Raw genomic sequence first — 18,891 nt, 5'->3', positions numbered from 1 at the left:
TACATCATCATGCCAAGAAGGATTTGCTCAGGGTTTGTGCGGAGAAAGGAAAAGTGGAGCAAGCGGTATCGATGCTCGCGGAGGGGCGAGCGCGAGCGGCCCGGCGGCGCGCGGCAAGGAGACCTGAATGTGTCAGGCGTGAGGAGGCGGCCTCCAGGGCAGCAGGCGCGAGCTGGACCAACCGCGAGTTTCAGCGGCCTGCCATCACCCGCGGGGCGGCAATACGGGGATCGGCAAGCCGGAGGGGAGGTGGGCGCAGGGAGTTACCAGGGAGTCGGGAGCGGAGAACTAAGAGATATCCGCGGTGGCACCCTGCAGGGTCCGGTAGAGCGCGTTTGCCCGTGTGAGATGCTCGCGCATCGCTTGCGCGGCAGCTTCGCCGTCGTGGGCGGCCACGGCGTCGACGATTCGCTGATGCTCCGCCAGGGTGAGTTCCTCCGCACCGGGCGCGCGCACGATGCCGCGGTAATACTCGCGCGCCCACTCGAACAGGGCTTGCACGATGGCGGGGAAGATCGGATTGCCGCTGATGCGCGCCAGCTCGCAATGAAACGCCATGTCGCGGGTCAGGAAGAGCGAGGGGTCATTCCGGGCGGCACGCTGTTCCTCCAGGCGCGCGGCAAGACGGCGGATGTCGTCCTCGGTCGCGGCAGTAGCCGCGAGCTGGGCCATGCCGCACTCCAGGAAGACGCGCGCGCCCTTGAGGTGCTCCAGTGAGTCCGGGTCGGAGCGCAGCAGATGCTGTGCGCCCGCCCCGATCTGCTGGATGAGCCGCTCTGGCGTCGGTATCACTACGCGGGCCCGCTCGCCATGCATGATCTCGATAATCCCGGCGCGCTCCAGCGCTTGCAGGGCCTCGCGGATGGCCGGGCGGCCCACGCCGTAATGCTCCATCAGCTCGCGCTCGGCGGGTAGTTGCTGGCCTGGCGCGATCTCGCCGTTGCGGATCCGTTCGGTGAGGCGATCCAGCACGTCCTCGTAAAGGCGCCGCCTCTGAATAGGCTCGGGGCTTGCCATGGTTAAAGCACTCCTGATGTCATCAGGCCACATGATGACATGGATATCGTGGCACACGTGCTGTGTGGTTTTGCAACCGATGCCACGCCGCGTCGCTCATGGGGCGCCTGCACGGGCAAGCCCGGCGCCGCTACCCGGCTGACCGCTCAGCCCCCTCGGCTTGCTGTCAGCGCGCGACGGCGGGGCGGGCCATCCACTCGCGCCCCTTGAGCATGCCTTCCCAGTACAGGGACGGAAGTATCCGTTCCTTCAACAGCCACGCTGCCCGGGATGGCTTCGTGCCGTCGATGAACCAGTTCGGGAAGCTGGGCGCGACCTTGCCGCCGTAGAGAAACTCCGCCAGCACCACCTTGCCGCGCGCAACCGTCAGCGGGCAGGAGCCATAGCCGTCGTAGTGCGCCTCGCCATGCGCCATGCCGCGCAGGGCGAGCACGTTGTGGGCCACCACGGGCGCCTGCTTGCGCGCGGCGGCCGCGGTCTTGGCGTTGCTGGTGTTGGCCGCGTCGCCCAGCGCGAACACGTTTTCGTAGCGCTTGTGCCGCAGGGTGGCCGGGTCCACGTCGGCCCAGCCCGCCGCATCGGCCAGCGGGCTCACGCGGATGAAGTCCGGCGCCTTCTGCGGCGGCACCACGTGCAGCATGTCGAACTCGCGCGTGACTTGCGCCATGCCGCCGTCAGGCAGGGCTCGCCGGAATACGGCCGTACCTGCCGGCCCGTCGACACTGGCCAGGGTCTCGCCGAAATTCAGGTGGATGCCGTAGCGCTCCACATAGTGCATCAGCGCCGGGACATAGTCGGGCACGCCGAACAATACCGCGCCGGCGTTGCAGAACTGGATGTCGACCTTGTCGAGCATGCGCTCGCGCAGCCATTGGTCGGCGGAGAGATACATGGCTTTCTGCGGGGCACCGGCGCACTTGATGGGCATCGGCGGCTGGGTGAACACCGCGCGGCCCTGTCCCTGCCGCGACAGTTGCTGCACCATGCGCCAGGTGTAAGGCGCCAGGTCATAGCGGTAGTTGGAGGTCACCCCGTTGCGCCCCAGCGTGTCGGCCAGGCCTTCGATCGCGCCCCAGTCAAGCTTCAGCCCCGGGCATACCACCAGTTGCCGGTACTTGATGACGCGGCAGCCATCCAGTATCACGGCATTGTGTTCCGGTTCGAAGGCGGCTACCGCCGCACGGATCCATTGCACGCCATGGGGCAGTACCGAGGCCATGGTGCGCGCGGTAATGCGGGGATCGAACACGCCGCCGCCCACCAGCGTCCAGCCGGGCTGGTAGTAGTGGATGTCCGCTGGATCGATGATGGCGATATCCAGGCCGGGCTGGCGCGCGAGCAGGCTGGAGGCCACCGCGGTGCCGGCGGCGCCGCCGCCGATAATGACGATTTCATGGCTGGCATCGGCGACTTCGACGGGTGTCTTGCCGCCGTTGACGAGGCGGCGCACCACCCCTTTCAGGTCGAAGCCGGCTGCGGCCGCATGCCCGACGATCTCTGGCAGCGGCATGTGCCGCGCTTGCGACAAGGCCCACATGGTGGTGGAGCGCATGCCCGTGCGGCAATACGCGAGCACGGGCTTGGGCAACCCGGCCATCAAGGCGCCGAATGCTTCCCCTTGCGCGTCGGTCACCTTGCCGGACTCGACGGGCAGGTAGCTGGCCGCCAGTCCGGCAGCCCGTGCCGCCTGCTCGATCTCCTGGAATCCGGGCTGGTCCGGTCCTTCGCCGTCCGGGCGGTTGCAGATCAGGGCCCTGAAACCCTGGGCGGCGATGGCTTCGATATCCGTGCTGGCGATCTGTGGCGAGACGGATAACTCGCCGGTGAGGAAACGGATTTCCATGAATACTCTCCATTGGGGGCGGCCTGTCCAGCGGCGTCTGTCAGTTTGTGGGGCCGGGACTGGCGGGAGCTTGATCAGAAATCAGTGGCTGGCGTGGTCAGAGGGCGTTGAGAGGGATCTTGATATACCGGGTGCCGTTGGCTTCGGGCGGTGGCATCTGTCCCGCCCGCATATTGATCTGGACCGACGGCAGGATGAGCGCCGGCATGCTCAGCGTCGCGTCGCGGGCCTGCCGCATCGCGACGAACTCGTCTTCGCTGATGCCGTTTTTCACGTGGATGTTCTGCTCGCGCTGTTGGGCCACAGTGGCGACGAATTGCACCTCGCGGCCGCCGGGCGGGTAGTCGTGGCACATATAGAGCTGCGTCGCGGCCGGCAGGCTCAGCACCTTGTTGATCGAGCGGAACAGCGTACGGGCATCGCCGCCGGGGAAATCGCAGCGTGCCGTGCCGTAATCGGGCATGAACAGGGTGTCGCCGACAAAGGCCGCGGTCCCGGCGCCGTCGCTGACCACGAAGGTCATGCAAGCCGGCGTATGGCCAGGCGTGTGCATGGCGGTGGCCTGCAGCGTGCCGATGCCGAAACCAGCGCCGTCGTCGAAGAGCTGGTCGAACTGGCTGCCGTCGTGGCGGAATTCGGTGCCGGCATTGAAGAGGCTGCCGAAGACATCCTGCACGATCCGGATGTTGGCGCCGATCGCGGTCTGGCCGCCAAGCTGCTGCTTCAGGTACGGCGCGGCCGAGAGGTGGTCGGCATGCACGTGGGTTTCCAGGATCCACTGCACCGACGCGCCCAGTTCCCGTACCCGCGCGACGAGCCGGTCGGCGCTGGTGGTGGTGGTGCGGCCGGACTTGGCGTCGTAGTCCAGCACGCTGTCGATCAGCGCGCATTGTCCGGTGGACGGGTCAAGCACGAGATAGCTGATCGTGTTGGTGTGAGGGTCGAAGAAGCCTTCGATGTGCATTCGGGGTCGTGGCGGCACGGATGTCTCCAGGGCGGCGGGGATCGGGGCAAATGGGGTGGCGCCGGGACCGCTGTCAGGTGGCTGTCGCGACGCTTGCGGACATAACGGAACAAGAATCGTGCCACCCTGTGGGAATCCCGTTGGTTTCCCGCAAGCCCATGAATCGAAAGGTCTTTTTACTGGCGATGTGGTATTTCCAGCGGCCCGCCGCCAGGCGTGCCACCAGGTGGCAGGCGGTGGCGGCAGCAGGTACTGCCAAATTGGCAGCGTTGGCAGTGCCTGATACCATTCGCGCGATACGCCCCCCCGGAATCCGCCTCGCATGCCAGAGAACCCCCGCCCTCAAAACGCAGCCGCTTCGATCTCCGATGTCGGCGACTTGCGTTCCTCTGCCCAGGTGCAGGCGCTGATTTCCTTCCTGGAGCACGACGCCCAGCCGATGATCGTGCTCGATCCGGACTACAACATCCTGGCGGCGAATACGGCCTACCAGCGCCAGTTCGCTACGGTCGACCGGCCCTATATCGGCCACAAGTGCTATCGCGTCTCGCACCAGTACGACATGCCGTGCGATCTGGCCGGCGAGCACTGCCCCATGCGCCGGGCGCATGAGACCAAAGGGCCGAACCGCGTGCTGCACATCCACCACACGCCGCGCGGTCCCGCGCATGTCGATGTGGAACTGCGTCCCATCCTGAACGGCGCAGGGGAGGTGGTGGCCTATGTGGAGCGGCTCAGCACCGTGCGCAATGCTTCGGCGCAACCGAGCGCGGACGGCCTGGTGGGGCGCTCGCCGGTGTTCAATGCCGCGCTGGCCGATGTGCAGCGCGTCGCCCCGTCCATGCTGCCTGTGCTGCTGCTTGGCGAGTCCGGCACCGGCAAGGAACTGTTTGCCCGCGCCGTGCATGAAGCCAGCGAGCGCGCCAGCGGGCCCTTCGTGGTGGTGGATTGTTCCGGCCTGACCGAGACCCTGTTCGAAAGCGAGTTGTTTGGCTACGAGAAGGGCGCCTTTACCGGGGCCATGGCGCGCAAGAAGGGCCTGGTCGAGACCGCGCAGGGCGGCACGCTGTTTCTCGACGAGATCGGCGACGTGCCGCTGTCCATGCAGGTCAAATTGCTCCGGCTGATCGAGTCCGGCACGTTCCGCCGCGTTGGCAGCGTGGATACCCAGCGGGCCGATTTCCGGCTGGTCGCGGCCACGCACAAGCCGCTGGAACGGATGGTGGAGGAAGGGCAGTTCCGCCAGGACCTGTATTACCGCATCAGCGCGTTCCCCGTGCACCTGCCGCCGCTGCGCGACCGCCTGGGCGATATCCCCATGCTGGTGGAATCCATCCTCCAGCGCGGCGTTGCCTCCAGGAACCGGCTGAGCGTCGATCCCCAGGCCATGGCCCGCCTGCAGGCCCACCGCTGGCCCGGCAATATCCGCGAACTGCGCAACGTCCTCGAGCGCGCCCGCCTGTTTGCCGAGGGCGATGTCATCCGCACCGATGCGTTGCCGCCCGGGCTAGGGCAGACCCTGGCGCCGGCGCCGCTTCTGCCGGCCGCCGCCGCCGTGCTCACGGAAGCCGGGTTGCGCCAGCAGGCCGCCGCCTTCAGGGGAACGCGGCGGGAACTCGCCGCGGCGCTCGGCCTGAGCGAACGCACGCTGTACCGCCGCCTGAAATCGCTCGGACTGGCCTGAGCGCGCCGGCCAGGCGGTCCGCGCCCTGCCAGTGCGTCTGCCAAACTGCCAGGCGCTGCCAGTCACTGCCAGGCGGCGCCCTGCCGCGCGGCAAGGGGGGCAGGCCAAGTCGCTGATTCGATGTGCTTTTTTTCGGATGCGATCTCTGGCACGGTTCTTGATAGGTTCATGGCCCTGAACCCGGATGATCGTCGGCTCCCGCGCCATACTGCTGCCGGTCATTGCAGTGAAGGAGCTGTGCTGGCGGCGCTCTGGCTTTGGATTTCCGGGCAACGCCGATCTTCATGCCCATCCTTGTTTTCTACACCGGTTGGGCTTATCGCGTGATGCGCGGGAGCGCCCTTACAGATTCAGGCCAGGGGCCATATTGGAAGGATGGAGGAATGGAGAGTGTCGTTGCAACAAGTGCCGTGCTGGGTGGCGTCGTCGGGCTGATCCTGGCGCTGACCGGCGCGGGCGGGGCCATTCTTGCCGTTCCGCTGCTGCTGTTCGTGCTGCATCTCGGCATGGCCGAGGCGGGTCCGATCGCGTTGCTCGCGGTCGGCGTGTCGGCAGCCCTGGGCGCCGTGATCGGCTTGCGGGCGGGCATTGTGCGCTACCGCGCCGCCGCGTTGATGGCGGTGGCGGGCACCATCTGTTCGCCGCTGGGCCTGTGGCTGGCGCATAGATTGCCGAACCGGCCGCTGACGCTGCTCTTTGCCGGCGTGCTTGCCTTCGTATCCCTGCGGATGCTCAGGCAAGCCAGCGCGCCAGCCCTCCAGGCCGCCGCGCCGTCCGGGCCGCCGCAGCCCTGCCAGCTCGACAGCGGGAGCGGCCGCTTCATCTGGACCGCGGCCTGCACGCGGGCACTGGCGGCCTCCGGCATCGGCGCGGGCTTCCTGTCCGGCTTGCTGGGCGTCGGTGGCGGCTTTGTCATCGTACCGGCGTTGAAGCGCGCAACCAATGCACCGATGCACGCGATCGTGGCAACGTCGCTCGCGGTGATCACCCTGGTGTCCGCCTCCGGCGTCATTTCCACCGCCCTGGCTGGGCGCATGAACTGGCATGTCGGCTTGCCGTTCGCCTTTGGCGCCCTCGGCGGCATGCTGCTCGGCCGCGTTTTTTCCAGCCGCGTCAGCGGGCCCCGGCTGCAGCAAGGTTTCGCCGTCGTTGCCGGACTGGTGTCCTTCGGCATGGTGGCCAAGGCCCTGTTTGGCGGCGCCTGACTGCCATTCCGGCGCTGCAGTTATCGTTGCAGCAGGGGGCCAGCGAACGTGCGCGGCAGGGCGGCGATGAGTCCCCGCCAGCCGGCACGATGCCGCCCGGCGGGGCCGGTCCTACTCGACCCGGATCCCGCGTGCCTTGACAAGTGCGTGCCAGCGCAATGATTCGGCCTGCACAAAGCGCTTGAAGGCTTCCGGAGCGTTTCCGACCGGGTCCACGCCGGTGTGCTGCAGCTTGGCGCGCACGCCCGGATCGGCGACCGCCTTCTGCACGGCGGCCGCGATGGCCTGCACGCGATCCTGCGCCGTGCCCTTGGGGACGAACACGCCGTTCCACTCGAGCACTTCATAGTCCGGCATGCCGCTTTCCGCAAGGGTTGGCGTATTGGGCAAGCCCGGTATCCGTTTCCTGGAGGTCACCGCGAGCGCCTTGAGCTTGCCGCCGGCAACGTATTGCAGCGTGGATGCCGAGTTGCCGAAATAAGTCGCGACCTGTCCCCCCATCACATCGGTGAGCGCTGGCGCGCCACCTTTGTATGGGATGTGGAGCAGTTCGATCTTCGCCTGCTCGTTGAACATCTCCGCGGCAAGATGCGATCCTGTCCCGGCGCCGGCGGATGCGTAGGTCAGCTTGCCGGGCGTCTTCTTCGCCGAGGCGATGAAGTCTGCGACCGTCTTGTAGGGGGCATTGGCGGCTACCACGAGGATCTGCGGCGCTGTCACCACCAGCGAGACCGGAATGAAGTCCCCGAGCGGATCGAATGGCAGCTTGCGCAATGCACCGTTTACCGCGAATGCCGATGCGTCGTAGAGCACGGTGTAGCCGTCAGGGGCGGCCTTCGCCACCGCGTCGGCGCCGATGACACCGCCGGCGCCCGGCTTGTTGTCGATCACGATGGTCTGCCCAAGGATTTCCCCCATTTTCTGCGCCACGATGCGCGCCGTATTGTCGGCGCCGCCGCCAGCCGAATAGGGCACCACCATGCGGATCGGTTTGTCCGGGAAGGCGATGGCGCCGAGCGGCACCAGGGCAGCCATGATCGTCAGGCCTTTGCAAAGGCCCAGCAAGGTCTTTCTCATATTGTCTCCTTTTGGTCTGGCCGGCTTACGCGGCCTCGAATCCATACAGCAAGGCAGGGTTGTCCACCAGTATCCTGCGGCGGGCCTCCCGGGTACCTGCCCAATGGGCAAGCAAGTCGTACAGCAGGGCGTCGTCGGGCTTGTGCCGCGTCTCGGTGGGGTGAGGCCAGTCGCTGCCCCAGACGAGCCGTTCCGGGGCGGCCCGCACCCATGCCTTCGCCACCGGATCGACGTCGGCATAATGCCGGGCGGCGCCCGCCAGGGAGTCGAGGTAGGCGCCAGACAGCTTCAGCCAGGCCTTGCCGCGATCCAGCAGCTCGGACACGACCGCAAACGCCGGGTGTGCCGTTCCTCCGGGGAGCGGCATGCGGGCCAGGTGATCGAAGACCAGCGGCGTGCCCAGCCGCGACAGCAGGCCACGATGCGCGGCGATCTGGTCGGCGGTCCAATGCAGCTGCAGGTGCCAGCCGAGTTCGGCCACGCGGTTGGCGAGCAGCTCCACCATCTCGAAGCCGACGACGGCATGCGCCTCCGTATAGAGGGAGAAGCGTATGCCCCGGATACCTCCCGCATGGAGGGCGTGCAACGCCTCGTCCGTCACATCCGGGCGTACCACTGCAATGCCGCGGGTATTGGCGGGGCCCAGCCGCTGGATCGCATCGAGCGTACAGCTGTGGTCGGTCCAATAGCATCGCGGCTGTACCACGACCGCGCGGCTCGTGCCGAGCAGCGCCTGTATGCCGCGGTAGTCTTCCACGGTCGCATCCGCCACAAGCGGTGCAATGGCCGCGAAGCGCGCGTCGTAGATATGCAGATGGGCGTCGCAGGCGTGCGCTACTGCCGCGCTGTGCGGCGCGGCGGTAGCCGAGCTGTTCGTCACCAGCGTGGCCGCGCCGCCATGGGTGAAATCAGGCATCCCGCCCCAGCCTGTCCGCGGCATCCCGGACCATGTCCCCGTGTTGATCGAGCACGGGTGCGGCGAACGGCTCCGGGCCGGGCGTGCGGCCGAACTTGACCGCACGCGTGAAGCCTCGATAGCGGCCCACGACCGGGTGCTCGAACGTTGTCACCATCCCTTCGGCGGCAACCTGGGGAAAGTCGAACATGTCCTCCACCGAACGGGCGGCCGCGCACGGCACTTCCTCGCCGAACACGGCTTCCCAGTCCAGCGCCGAACGCTGCTGCAATGCCGCGTGCAGGCGGGGTACGATTTCCTCATGATGCTCGGCGCGCTTGCGCACGCTGTCGTAGCGATCGGTCGACAGGAGATCGGCCAGGCCGGTCTTCGCGCACAGCGCTCGCCAGAAATGCGGGGTGTTGGCGGAGATGTAGAGATAGCCTTCCCTGGTAGGATGGATGCCTGTGATCCCGCCGGAGCGCATGTCGCGTCCGACATCCCGGGGTTCCGAATCGGCCCATACCATGCGGGCGGATTGCATGGTCAGGGCCGCGCGCAGTAGCGACACACCCACATATTGCCCCGTGCCGCTCTTCTCGCGCTCGTAGAGCGCCGAGGAAACGGCTCCGGCGACCAGCGCCGCGGCATAGTAGTCGACCACGGAGCCGTACAGGATCTCCGGCGGACCGCTGTGCTTGCCCTGCAGCGCGCACATGCCGGTCATGGTCTGCAGCACCTGGTCGTAGCCAGCCTTGTCCTTCAGCGGGCCCGTCTCGCCGTAGCCGGTCACGGCGCAGTAGATCAGGCGCGGATTGACGGCGCTGAGCTGCTCGTAGCCAATGCCGAGCCGGCCCGGCACGCTGGGGCGGAAATTATGCACCAGCACATCCGCGTTGCGCACCAGCGCCAGCAGCCGCTCCAGGTCGGCCGAACGCTTCAGGTCGAGCACGACGCCCAGCTTGCTTCGGTTGACACCCAGGAAGGCCCGGCTTTCGGCCTCCAGCGTCGAGGGATACTTGCGCAGATTGTCGCCCACGGGCGGCTCGACCTTGATGACGTCCGCACCCTGGTCGGCGAGCAGCGAGCAACCGTACGGCCCCGCGATGTAGGCGCTCAGGTCCAGCACGCGCACACCGCTCAGTGGTCCTGGCTGTCCCGTCCGGGTTGCGCCGAATACGCCGTCCCCGGCAGTGGTGTTGATTTGCATACAGACTCCGAAATCAGCTAGGAAATCAGTCAGCGACAATGTTCTGCTGCCTGGCCAGTGCCTTCCACCTGGCCACATCGGCAGCTATCGTCTCGGCGAACTGGTGGGGGGTGCCGGGCTTCGCCACGGCGCCTTCCCTGAGGATCGCTTCCTTGACGGATGGCTTCGCCAACGCGTGGTTCACCGCAGCATTGAGTCTCGTGATGACCGCTGGCGGCGTACCCGCCGGCGCGAGAAACCCCCACCAGAGCTCGAACTCGTAACCGGGGACCGCGCTCGCCATCGGCACCAGGTCCGGCGCGATGGGGCTCGGCTTCAGGCTGGTGATGCCCACCGCCCGCACCTTGCCGGCCCGGACCATCGGCAGCAGCGACGGTCCGCTCGAGATCAGCACCTGCGTCTGGTTGCCGATCAGGTCGGTGATGGCCGGGCCCATGCCACGGTAGGGTACGTGCGTGATGGCGAGCTTGCCGGCCTTGGCCTTGAGCAACTCCGTGCCGAACTGATTGACGCTGCCGGGCCCGGAAGACGCATAGTTGAACTTGCCCGGATTGGCCCGGATCGCGTTGATCAGGTCCTGGGGCGTCCTGGCAGGGAAGTCATTGCTGACCGCCACGATGAAGGGCCCCTGGGCCAGCATCGCGACCGGCGAGAAGCTCTTGATGGCGTCATAGGGCAGCTTGCCCTGCACCGCAGCGTTGGTCGTCATGCTTGAGGACACCGCGACCAGGGTATAGCCGTCCGGCGCAGCCTTGGCCACGATGGCGGTTCCCGTGTTGCCACTCGCGCCTGGCCGGTTGTCGATGATCACCGGCTGTTTCAGGTCCTCGCCGATTTCCTTCGCCACGATCCGCGCGAAAATGTCATTCGAGCCTCCGGGCGGATAGGGAACGATGAGGGTGATGGGCTTGGACGGATACGCGTTCTCCGCGCCCGCATGAGGCGATACGGCCAGCGCGCCGGCAGCGGCGATCAGCGCGAAGCATCCCGCGGCCCCACGTGACGGTAAGGTATTGGTGGTCTTATTCATGCTCTGTCTCCTGTCATTATTCTGTGCAGGGCCGCGTCAGGCCGCGATCAGCCCCAGCCGCCTGCCGATCTCGACAATGGCCTGCGCACGCCGGACGAAGGGCGGGTCGATCATCTTCCCATCGACGACGTAGGCCCCGATCCCCCTGGCCTGTGCCTCGGCGGCGGCCTCCACGACGCGCACCGAATGCGCGATCTCCTCGTCGGACGGCCGATAGACCGCGTTGGCCAGCGCGATCTGGCTCGGGTGGATGCAGCTCTTGCCGAGAAAACCCATCTGCCTGGACATCTCTGCCTCGGCGCGGAAGCCTTCGGCATCCCGAAGGTTGGCGAACACCGTGTCGTAGGCAAAGACGTTGGCCTCGCCCGCGGCCATCCGCACGGCGAACATGGCCGCCGCGATGGCCGCCGGGTTGCGCCGGTGAATGCCGATCGGCTCGAACAGGTCCCCAAGCCCGAGCTGAAGACCCGCGACGCGCGGGTGCGCGCCTGCCAGTTCGGCGGCGCGGCGCAGTGCCACCGGCGATTCGATATTGAGCAGCAGGCGGACTTTGGCGTCGGCTTCCCTAAAGCCGTTGGCCCGCTCCGCCTGCTCGATTGCCGCCGCCGCACGCCGGACGTCGTCGCCGGTCTCCGGTTTCGGCACATTCACCAGGTGCAGGCCCGGTACCACGACGGCGGCGAGATCTGCTTCGAAATGCCCCGAGGCGATGCCATTGACGCGAACAATGAGCGTCTTGGACGCCGCCCGTGCTTCGGTGGATCGCAGGAGATGCGACAGGAGGGACCTGGCTTCGGCTTTCCTGTCTTCGGCGACGGCGTCCTCCAGGTCAAAGGACAGCCCGTCCGCGTCGCTTGCCAGCGCTTTCGGGAAAAACTCGGGGCGCGAAGCGGGGACGAACAGCTTGCTTCTCATGGTCAGTACCTGGCTCTGTGTCGGTGGGATGCGGTGCAGTGTCGGGCAATCCATAGAAAAGATAAACTATGCTTTTCTACCTTCGCTCAATAGAGAATCTATGGAAACCGCCTACCTCAAGGCGTTTGCCCTGGTCGTCGAGACAGGCTCGCTGGCCGAGGCGGCGAGGCGGCTCGACGTCACGCCGGCGGCGATCTCCCAGCAGATTCAGGTGCTTGAACGAGAACTCGGGTCCAAGCTGCTCGGGCGGGCCGGCAGGACGGTGGCGCCCACCGAGTCAGGGAGCCGTCTCGCAGAGCGCTGCGTTTCACTGCTCAGGGAAGTCGACAGCCTGAGGGGGTGGGTAAATCAGGCCGACGAGATTCGCGAGCTGCGCATCGGGACCATCAATACGGCGCTCCACAGCCTGCTGCCGGATGCGCTTGCGCGCTTCACGGCCGAACACCCGCGCGTGTCGGTCTACATACAGTCGGCGATGTCGGGCGAGTTGTATGACGCGGTCAAACGGTCGGAGCTCGATGCCGCCGTCTGCCTGCATCCGCCTTTTCCGATGCCGAAAGCGATCGCATGGGAACTGCTTCGCCAGGAACCGCTGGTCGTGCTCGCCGCCGAGCGCGACAGGAAGGCCGATCCCCACGAGCTTCTGCGAACCAGGCCGCTGATCCGATATGACCGGACTCTCGGTGGCGGAAAGCAGGCTGATGCCTACCTGCGCAAGGCCGGTATTTCCCCATCGCAGGAGCGCTTCGAGCTTAGCTCCCTGCTCGCGATCGCAATGATGGTGGATCGTGGCCTGGGGGTCTCGCTGGTTCCGGATATCGCGTCTCCGCTGACGTCGGCGCTGCACATTGCCAAGCTTTCGCTGCCGTCGGAGCCGGAACCACGCCGCTTCGGCGTGCTATGGCGCAGGACCTCGTCCCGCGCAAGCTTGATCGGATCGTTCCTTGAGCAGGCTCGCCTTGCTGCCCGATTGTGATCAGGCGGTGTGCCGGATAGAGACACAAGAAGCCGCGCTTCGGATTGCCGGCATGGCTGTGCGCTACCGCTCACAGAGGCGGCAATCCATGCTTTGGATGATTGCGCTTGGTGCTAGTGGTGGTCTGAAGTACAATTTGTACAAAACGTACAGATTGGAGGTGCCCATGCGGACCGTAACGGCCAGCGAGGCCAAGCAGGGCCTTGCTAGTGTGATCGAAGCAGCAGCCCGCGAGCCGGTCGTTATTCAGCGGCAGAAGCGCGACGTTGCCGTGGTCATGTCCATGCAGGAATATCGGCGCCTGACACAACTGAATGTGGCCGAGTTCCAGCGGTTTTGCGATGTCGTCGGCGCCTCGGCAGCCGCGGCTGGCATGACGGAGGGAAGGCTGGCGGAGCTACTGGCCAGTGACGACTGATCGCAGGTTTGTACTGGATACCAACGCGCTGGTCAGCCGATTGCTTGTTCCCTCCGGTGTGGCGGCAAGGGCGGTGGACCATGCGCTGGTGTCCGGCGTACTGTTGTTGTCCGAGGAAACGCTAGGCGAGTTGGCGGCGGTGCTGGCCAGGCCCAAGTTCGACCGGTACGTTTCCATCGCGGATCGCCAGCATTTCTTGCGGCTGCTGGGAGGGGTTGCCCGGGTTGTCCCGATCAGCCATCGGGTGACGGCATGCCGCGATCCCAAGGATGACAAATTTCTCCATGTCGCGCTCAATGGCGAGGCCGAAGCCATCGTAGCGGGGGATGCGGATTTGCTGGTTCTGCATCCTTTCCATGGCGTCGATATCGTGAGTCCGGCAGCTTTTCTCACACGGCCATAGCAACCGCCTCCGGGCGATTTCTTCATGCCGGGCTTGCGCGGGTGGAACAGCCGGAACAGGTGAAAAAAAACCGGAAATGCGCGGGGGGCCCATTCCGGTTTCGCGCAGCGTGCGCATAATTGGTGCAGCGACGCTGCGAGGCGAGAATTAAATCATACTAATATCTGATATAGGGGATACCTAATCCACATGTTGTTGTAAGCCAACGCTGAAAACCGGTCAAAGGGCTGTCATGTGCGGGCTGCTTCATTTCCGGGACCTGGCACGGACCGGAAAATCTTCGGGCAGGCCGCTCGTCTCGCCGGTTGCCACGGTGAAGGCGAACCACCGGGCGCCCGCTGAGGCCTCAGGTGCCGCTCAGCAGGTCGCGCTCGTTCAGGATCGCGTAGGCGATATCCGGGTGTTTCTCGAGGCAGCGGCGTATGGCCGCGGGAATCGCCTGCCGGGTCTTGCGGCACAAGCCCGGCTGCTCTTCCACCTGGATGCGGATGCCGCGCATCGTGCGGACTTCGTGGATGCCGGGCGCGATCGTCAGCACGATGCCCAACTGTGCATACATGCGCTGTTCCATGTGCTTCAGGTCGGAGAGACTGGACAGGCTCTCGAGGCGGGCGATCAGTTTTTTCTCTTCTTCCGTGGTTAGCCTCAAGATCCGCATGTCGGCGTGCTGGTCTTTCAGCAGGGCGTCCTGGCCGCATATGCAGGCGCCAGGCGGACAGGCTTTGCGAATCGGAAAGGGGGCGTTCATGTCGTCATCGAGGCGATGCGCACCTCAGCCGGAGAAGGTATCCGGTATCTTAAGTCAGGACGCCACCGAAGATCCCGTTGCCCCCTTCCTTCGGCGAGTTCGGGAATCAGGCCGGTCATGGCTCACGCTATTGTCCTGCGGCGTGGAAAGGGCAGGCCAAGAGGCTTGGGGCTCGGCTTTATTGCGGCCGGCATTGACCCCCTGCTAGCGCTTGACCTCACATCCGGCGCGGCCCGTCCAGGCCAGCCGCTCACCTTCGGCAAACGAAAAAGCCCCGTAGGGGAGACCCCCACGGGGAGAAGTGACGTCGGGCGGACGCTTAAACCGCCCGCACGAAATGTGGCATACATCTGCGCTGCAATCTGCCCCAAAGGCGAGGGGTATTCTTGCAATGGCGGTGCGAGGGATAGCCGTATTACGTATTACCTGTGCGACTGGGCGCTTCCGTCGCCGGTCGACGCGCCCGAACGGGCGGTGCTGCCGTAACCGCCGTAACGCCGCGCACTGTCTCCATCCTCCGCGGAAGACATATCGCTCAACTTATGCCCGGAGGTTGCGTTGCTATAGCGCTGCGTGATGGCACCGTTCACCCCGGAGAGCGAGGCGGTTCCCTGGCTCTGCCCCGACGAGCCGTACGCGGTGCTGCTTCGCTGCTGTGAGCTGCTGGCATAGCCGCCGTAGCCCGTGCTGCCGGCAGCCTTGTATCCGTACAGCTGGGCATTGGCGGCGCCGGATACCAGCACCAGTGCAAGAAAGGAAATCAGTCTCATATGGGGCCTCCCGGTCTCTGCTATCCCGCTGGCATCCTAGCGCGCAGGCGTGGGGCGCAAATACCCCCTTTGTGAGGGAAAGACTCTGCTTGATCTTGTGGCTGGCACCGAGCGGATAGCCTGGAAGGTGGCCGGGTGGCGGTCCTTGGTGATGTGCCGCGCTGCGTTCGCAGCTTGCGCAACTGCGTGCAGCAGGGGGCGGCAGTCGCAAAAAACAATATAAAAATATTGTTTATGGGCGGGATTGCGGTTATGTTAGCGGGTTCGATAGGGGGGGCAGCCCTCCGCAGAGGAGATGGACTATGGAGAATGCGGTACGCTCGGAGCGATCCCGCCAGATTATCCTCGACGCGGCAATCGCCATTATCGCGCGCGAGGGCCCCGGCCGGCTCACGATCGATGCCATCGCGCAAGAGGGCGGGATCAGCAAGGGCCGGGTGATGCACCAGTTCCGTACAAAAGCTGCCGTGGTGGAGGCCCTGCTGGAGCATCAGATCGAGTACTTCGACAAGTTCGAGAAGGATTACCTTGCCGCTGCCGGCGCCGGGAATCCCGAGGCTCAGTTGTCCGAGCAGATCCTGGCGTTTCGTGAATCCATCTCCCATCCACATTCGCTCGTCGTTGCCATCCTTGGCTCCATTGCGGAAAACCCCGAACTGCTGTCGGTGGTGAGGGAGAAGACGGTCGAGAAGGTGGTACGCATCAAGGAGGAGGCTGCGGATCCCGATCTGGCGCTGCTGCGCTGGCATGCCGCCCGGGGGATGATGCTCGCATCGATGCTGGGGCTCTGCCCGCTTGCGCCGGAGGAGCGCGCTCGCTTGTTCGACCGGTTGCTCGACAGCCAGGCCTGGTCAACGCAGCCCGAGCCGAAGCCGAAGTCCACGAAAAGAAAGTAATCCGCGTACGGACGGTGCGTGGCAAGGCGTTGGCAATATCTGCCCGGGCGGCAGCCAGGTTGTCGCCGACGGACGCGCAATGCGTCTGATCTGAAGCAGGAGCCCCGGGGCTTGCCGATATAACGCAAGCTCGGGTGGCACCGCGCAGGCTCCGTCTGCCCGTCTCTCCCTCCCGTCTCGCGTCCCCAACGTCCAACCATTGTTTGCCTTCAGTCACTTGTCTTCTTAAAAACAAACCAACTATATGGTTTGCAAATTGAAGGCGAGACGCTATACTCGCATCCCAAGGCAGTGCTCGTTACGTCAGAGTCCTGCGCTTCCATGGATAACGCGAAACATTGGTGCCTCTTGGCGCCGTGGATTCGTGCGCCCGTTTGCAGGGGCTGTTTCACGGTCCAAGGAATAGATCCAGAGTCGACCATTGCTTGGATCAGCAAGCATGGCTCATCCATCAATTAAATGGCCTCCGACCACCGCTCAATAGCGAAAGTGGTCCGTCGGGTAAAAAATGAAGGGATTTCAAATGCTCGCCTCCAATAAAGCGAAACGATTTCTGGTGATCGCACTACTTGCCGCTGTCATGACAGGTTGCGCGAGCACCAGGCCTGTGGCCTATTCCGGAATCTCATCGTCAGCCGTGCTGACAACCAACGCCAAAGAGGAAGCCGGGCGTATGCCGTATAGCTATGCGACGACGGTGGACTGGCGGAAATACACCGCTATCATCGTTGACCCGGTCGAGATCTACAAAGGCCGGGACCATCAGTTCGAAGATATGTCCGCTGATGACAAATCTGCGCTTGCGAGCTACATGCAATCGCAATTCTCCGAAAGACTTAAAACCCGCTTTGCTGTAGTGAACAGCCCGGCCCGGGATACGTTGCGCCTGAAGCTGACACTGACCGGTGCGAATACCACCACACCTGTCCTCGGGCCATTGTTGCGCTTCGATATTGCTGGCGGGCTTTACAACGGGGTGCAGGCAATCCGGGGGCGAGAGGGCGCGATGACGGGCTATGTCATCTACGCCGTCGAGATATTCGATGCGCAGAGCAATCGGCTTCTCAAGGCATACATCACCAAGCAATACCCCAATGCAATGAACGTGGTCGCGAATTTCGGCGCATTGACTGCGTCCAAGACTGGCATCGATAAAGGTGCGGACGCGCTCCTAGAACAACTCCGGTGACCACGTCGCTGCCGCGCATCCCGCTTGCTGGCTGCCCTTATGTTGAGCAGCAAGCGGCATCCAGTCGGAGTTGAGTCATGGACCTCAGAAGCTGTGCTGCGATTGTCGCTGCCTGGGTGGCGCTCTGCATTGGCTCCGGCTGGATAGCCGGCCAGATGGCGCAGTGGCTTGCGATGCCGTAATCAGCGTAGCCGAGGACAACACGTCCTGTTTCTCTTTGCGACGCGCGAGCCTGCTTTGCGCCTGTGAGGTATCGTAATGCCCCCCTTCGTGAAGCGGGACGCTTCGGCTCACCCTATGAGCTTCCCGCACCTGATCGCCTGCACATATTGCGACGCCGTTCATCAGCAAGCTGATCTCGCCGAAGGCGAGCGAGCGCTGTGCCTGCGTTGCGGCGGCCTGTTGTATCGCGAGAGTCAGCGCGCCTATCAGCGCCAGTTGCCGCTAATGGTGACCGCGCTGATCCTGTTCATTCTCTCAAGCGCCTGGCCCATCGTCGAGATGGATCTCAAGGGCGTGCGCACCGAGACCTCGCTGTGGGGCGCGCTACAGGCCCTCTGCGCTGGCCATATGATGCCGGTGGCCATCCTCGTGTTCGCCACCACCATCCTGTTTCCTCTTGCCGAAATGCTGATGATGCTCTACCTGCTGGTGCCGATGGCCCTGCGCCGCATGCCTCCGGGATTCGGCCGCCTGGTCCGCGCCATCCAGCGGACCAGGCCGTGGGGCATGCTCGAGGTCTTCATGATCGGCGTGCTGGTCACGCTGGTGAAGCTCTCGACCATTGCCCGGGTGCTGCCGGGCGTCGCCCTGTGGTCGTTCGCTGCCCTGACGATCGTGCTCGCCGTGATGCTTTCCTTCGACCCGCGCGACCTCTGGCAGTACCTGGAAGAGGAGCCGCCGCGATGAGGAGCGCTGCCGCCACAGCAGCCGCAGCGCCAGATGACGATGATTCCGGCGCCTCCCTGGCACGGTCGCGCCGGCTCGCCGCAGAGGTGGCCGGTGACGGGGGCAAGCCGCAGCCCAGGGCGCGCACGGCTGCCTCACTGGGTCTTCTTTCCTGCCACGCCTGCGCCGCGCTCAGCCGGCGCGAGCTGGAGGGCAAACCCTGCCACCGCTGCGGCGCCACCCTGCATCAGCGCAAACCGCGGAGCCTGACCCGCACATGGGCCTTTCTGTTGGCGGCCTGCATGCTCTATATCCCTGCCAACCTGCTGCCAGTGATGGTGACGCAATCCATCCTCGGCACGCAGCGCGACACCATCTTCTCCGGCGTTATCTATCTGTGGATGTCAGGCGCCAATCTGCTCGCCATCATCGTACTGATTGCGAGCATCGTTGTGCCGCTCCTGAAGATGACGATCCTTACCCTGTTGCTGCTCACCGTGCAATTCCGCTCAAGCTGGCGCATCCGCCAGCAGACCCGCCTCTATGGCCTGGTTGAACTGATTGGCCGCTGGTCGATGCTGGACATCTTTGTGGTTGCGTTACTGGCCTCGCTGGTACAGGCCGGCACGCTGGCGACCATTGTCCCCGGAGACGGGGCGATGGTTTTCGGCGCCGTGGTGGTGCTCACCATGATGGCTTCACTGAGTTTTGACCCACGCCTGCTGTGGGATTCGCTGGATGCAAGACATGTCCGACCCTGAGG

At 64.9% G+C, this 18,891-nt stretch carries 19 protein-coding genes; 9 read left to right on the top strand and 10 right to left on the bottom strand.

All coding sequences use genetic code 11. The annotated features are described in order from the left end of the window. Positions 1-288: 288 nt before the first annotated feature. The 3 genes from AC3FOF_RS06990 to AC3FOF_RS06980 all read right to left on the bottom strand — a co-directional run bounded on the left by AC3FOF_RS06990 (position 289) and on the right by AC3FOF_RS06980 (position 3,824). A complete protein-coding gene (locus AC3FOF_RS06990; RefSeq protein WP_017227523.1) occupies positions 289-1,017 on the bottom strand; it encodes a transcriptional regulator NanR in 729 nt (242 codons plus the stop codon). Between the two features lie 166 nt (positions 1,018-1,183). After that, complete coding sequence (locus tag AC3FOF_RS06985; RefSeq protein WP_488726143.1) at positions 1,184-2,860, bottom strand: bifunctional protein tyrosine phosphatase family protein/NAD(P)/FAD-dependent oxidoreductase; 1,677 nt, start codon at positions 2,858-2,860, stop codon at positions 1,184-1,186. Positions 2,861-2,957: 97 nt separating this feature from the next. Continuing rightward, positions 2,958-3,824, bottom strand: a complete 867-nt coding sequence (locus tag AC3FOF_RS06980) for an MBL fold metallo-hydrolase (protein WP_017227524.1) — start codon at positions 3,822-3,824, stop codon at positions 2,958-2,960. 439 nt (positions 3,825-4,263) lie between these two features. On the opposite strand from AC3FOF_RS06980, the gene AC3FOF_RS06975 reads away from it, so the two are divergent. Continuing rightward, positions 4,264-5,508 carry a sigma-54 interaction domain-containing protein gene (locus AC3FOF_RS06975; RefSeq protein ID WP_488726295.1) on the top strand — a complete coding sequence of 415 codons (1,245 nt, stop codon included), beginning with the start codon at positions 4,264-4,266 and terminating at the stop codon, positions 5,506-5,508. A 383-nt stretch (positions 5,509-5,891) separates the two neighbouring features. Further along, a complete protein-coding gene (locus AC3FOF_RS06970) occupies positions 5,892-6,713 on the top strand; it encodes a sulfite exporter TauE/SafE family protein (RefSeq protein WP_035813879.1) in 822 nt (273 codons plus the stop codon). A gap of 111 nt (positions 6,714-6,824) precedes the next feature. On the opposite strand, the gene AC3FOF_RS06965 is transcribed toward AC3FOF_RS06970, so the two are convergent. Genes AC3FOF_RS06965 through AC3FOF_RS06945 form a run of 5 tightly spaced genes read right to left on the bottom strand, consistent with a single transcriptional unit; the run spans position 6,825 to position 11,840 of the window. Further along, a complete protein-coding gene (locus tag AC3FOF_RS06965; protein ID WP_488726142.1) occupies positions 6,825-7,790 on the bottom strand; it encodes a tripartite tricarboxylate transporter substrate binding protein in 966 nt (321 codons plus the stop codon). A gap of 25 nt (positions 7,791-7,815) precedes the next feature. Continuing rightward, positions 7,816-8,706 carry an amidohydrolase family protein gene (locus AC3FOF_RS06960; RefSeq protein ID WP_488726141.1) on the bottom strand — a complete coding sequence of 297 codons (891 nt, stop codon included), beginning with the start codon at positions 8,704-8,706 and terminating at the stop codon, positions 7,816-7,818. Further along, a complete protein-coding gene (locus AC3FOF_RS06955) occupies positions 8,699-9,895 on the bottom strand; it encodes a CaiB/BaiF CoA transferase family protein (protein ID WP_488726140.1) in 1,197 nt (398 codons plus the stop codon). The genes AC3FOF_RS06960 and AC3FOF_RS06955 overlap by 8 nt, the downstream gene beginning before the upstream one ends. A gap of 25 nt (positions 9,896-9,920) precedes the next feature. Continuing rightward, the gene (locus AC3FOF_RS06950; protein WP_276263355.1) at positions 9,921-10,925 is read right to left on the bottom strand and encodes a tripartite tricarboxylate transporter substrate binding protein; all 1,005 of its coding nucleotides are present in this window, start codon (positions 10,923-10,925) and stop codon (positions 9,921-9,923) included. 36 nt (positions 10,926-10,961) lie between these two features. Continuing rightward, positions 10,962-11,840, bottom strand: coding sequence for an HpcH/HpaI aldolase/citrate lyase family protein (locus AC3FOF_RS06945; RefSeq protein WP_488726139.1), 879 nt, complete (start codon positions 11,838-11,840; stop codon positions 10,962-10,964). A gap of 100 nt (positions 11,841-11,940) precedes the next feature. Here AC3FOF_RS06945 and AC3FOF_RS06940 point away from each other — a divergent pair, with 100 nt between their 5' ends. Genes AC3FOF_RS06940 through AC3FOF_RS06930 form a run of 3 tightly spaced genes read left to right on the top strand, consistent with a single transcriptional unit; the run spans position 11,941 to position 13,637 of the window. Next, positions 11,941-12,816: a LysR substrate-binding domain-containing protein gene (locus tag AC3FOF_RS06940; protein WP_017228495.1), complete on the top strand. Its 876-nt coding sequence runs from the start codon at positions 11,941-11,943 to the stop codon at positions 12,814-12,816. After that, positions 12,785-13,234 (top strand): type II toxin-antitoxin system Phd/YefM family antitoxin, encoded by a 450-nt coding sequence (locus tag AC3FOF_RS06935; RefSeq protein WP_488726138.1) that lies wholly within the window; start codon positions 12,785-12,787, stop codon positions 13,232-13,234. Before AC3FOF_RS06940 ends, AC3FOF_RS06935 begins: the two co-directional genes overlap by 32 nt. Then, the gene (locus tag AC3FOF_RS06930; protein WP_276263358.1) at positions 13,224-13,637 is read left to right on the top strand and encodes a putative toxin-antitoxin system toxin component, PIN family; all 414 of its coding nucleotides are present in this window, start codon (positions 13,224-13,226) and stop codon (positions 13,635-13,637) included. Before AC3FOF_RS06935 ends, AC3FOF_RS06930 begins: the two co-directional genes overlap by 11 nt. A 346-nt stretch (positions 13,638-13,983) precedes the next feature. Here the strand turns inward: AC3FOF_RS06930 and AC3FOF_RS06925 are convergent, their stop codons facing one another. Beyond that, entirely contained in the window at positions 13,984-14,385 is a 402-nt protein-coding gene (locus AC3FOF_RS06925; RefSeq protein WP_488726137.1) for a hypothetical protein, read from the bottom strand. 422 nt (positions 14,386-14,807) lie between these two features. After that, a complete protein-coding gene (locus AC3FOF_RS06920) occupies positions 14,808-15,155 on the bottom strand; it encodes a hypothetical protein (RefSeq protein WP_017228499.1) in 348 nt (115 codons plus the stop codon). A gap of 302 nt (positions 15,156-15,457) precedes the next feature. Here AC3FOF_RS06920 and AC3FOF_RS06915 point away from each other — a divergent pair, with 302 nt between their 5' ends. The 4 genes from AC3FOF_RS06915 (at position 15,458) to AC3FOF_RS06900 (ending at position 18,889) form a co-directional block, all read left to right on the top strand. Continuing rightward, positions 15,458-16,051, top strand: a complete 594-nt coding sequence (locus AC3FOF_RS06915) for a TetR/AcrR family transcriptional regulator (RefSeq protein WP_488726136.1) — start codon at positions 15,458-15,460, stop codon at positions 16,049-16,051. 523 nt (positions 16,052-16,574) lie between these two features. Beyond that, positions 16,575-17,240, top strand: coding sequence for a DUF3313 domain-containing protein (locus AC3FOF_RS06910; protein ID WP_488726135.1), 666 nt, complete (start codon positions 16,575-16,577; stop codon positions 17,238-17,240). Positions 17,241-17,537: 297 nt separating this feature from the next. Further along, positions 17,538-18,149 (top strand): paraquat-inducible protein A, encoded by a 612-nt coding sequence (locus AC3FOF_RS06905; RefSeq protein WP_017228503.1) that lies wholly within the window; start codon positions 17,538-17,540, stop codon positions 18,147-18,149. Next, a complete protein-coding gene (locus tag AC3FOF_RS06900) occupies positions 18,146-18,889 on the top strand; it encodes a paraquat-inducible protein A (protein ID WP_488726134.1) in 744 nt (247 codons plus the stop codon). Before AC3FOF_RS06905 ends, AC3FOF_RS06900 begins: the two co-directional genes overlap by 4 nt. The last annotated feature ends 2 nt before the right edge of the window (positions 18,890-18,891 follow it).

The sequence above is a fragment of the Cupriavidus sp. 96C5-1 genome (assembly GCF_057798855.1).
The sequence above is the reverse complement of the archived record's forward strand: the minus strand, read 5'-3'. Positions and strand labels throughout refer to the sequence as shown.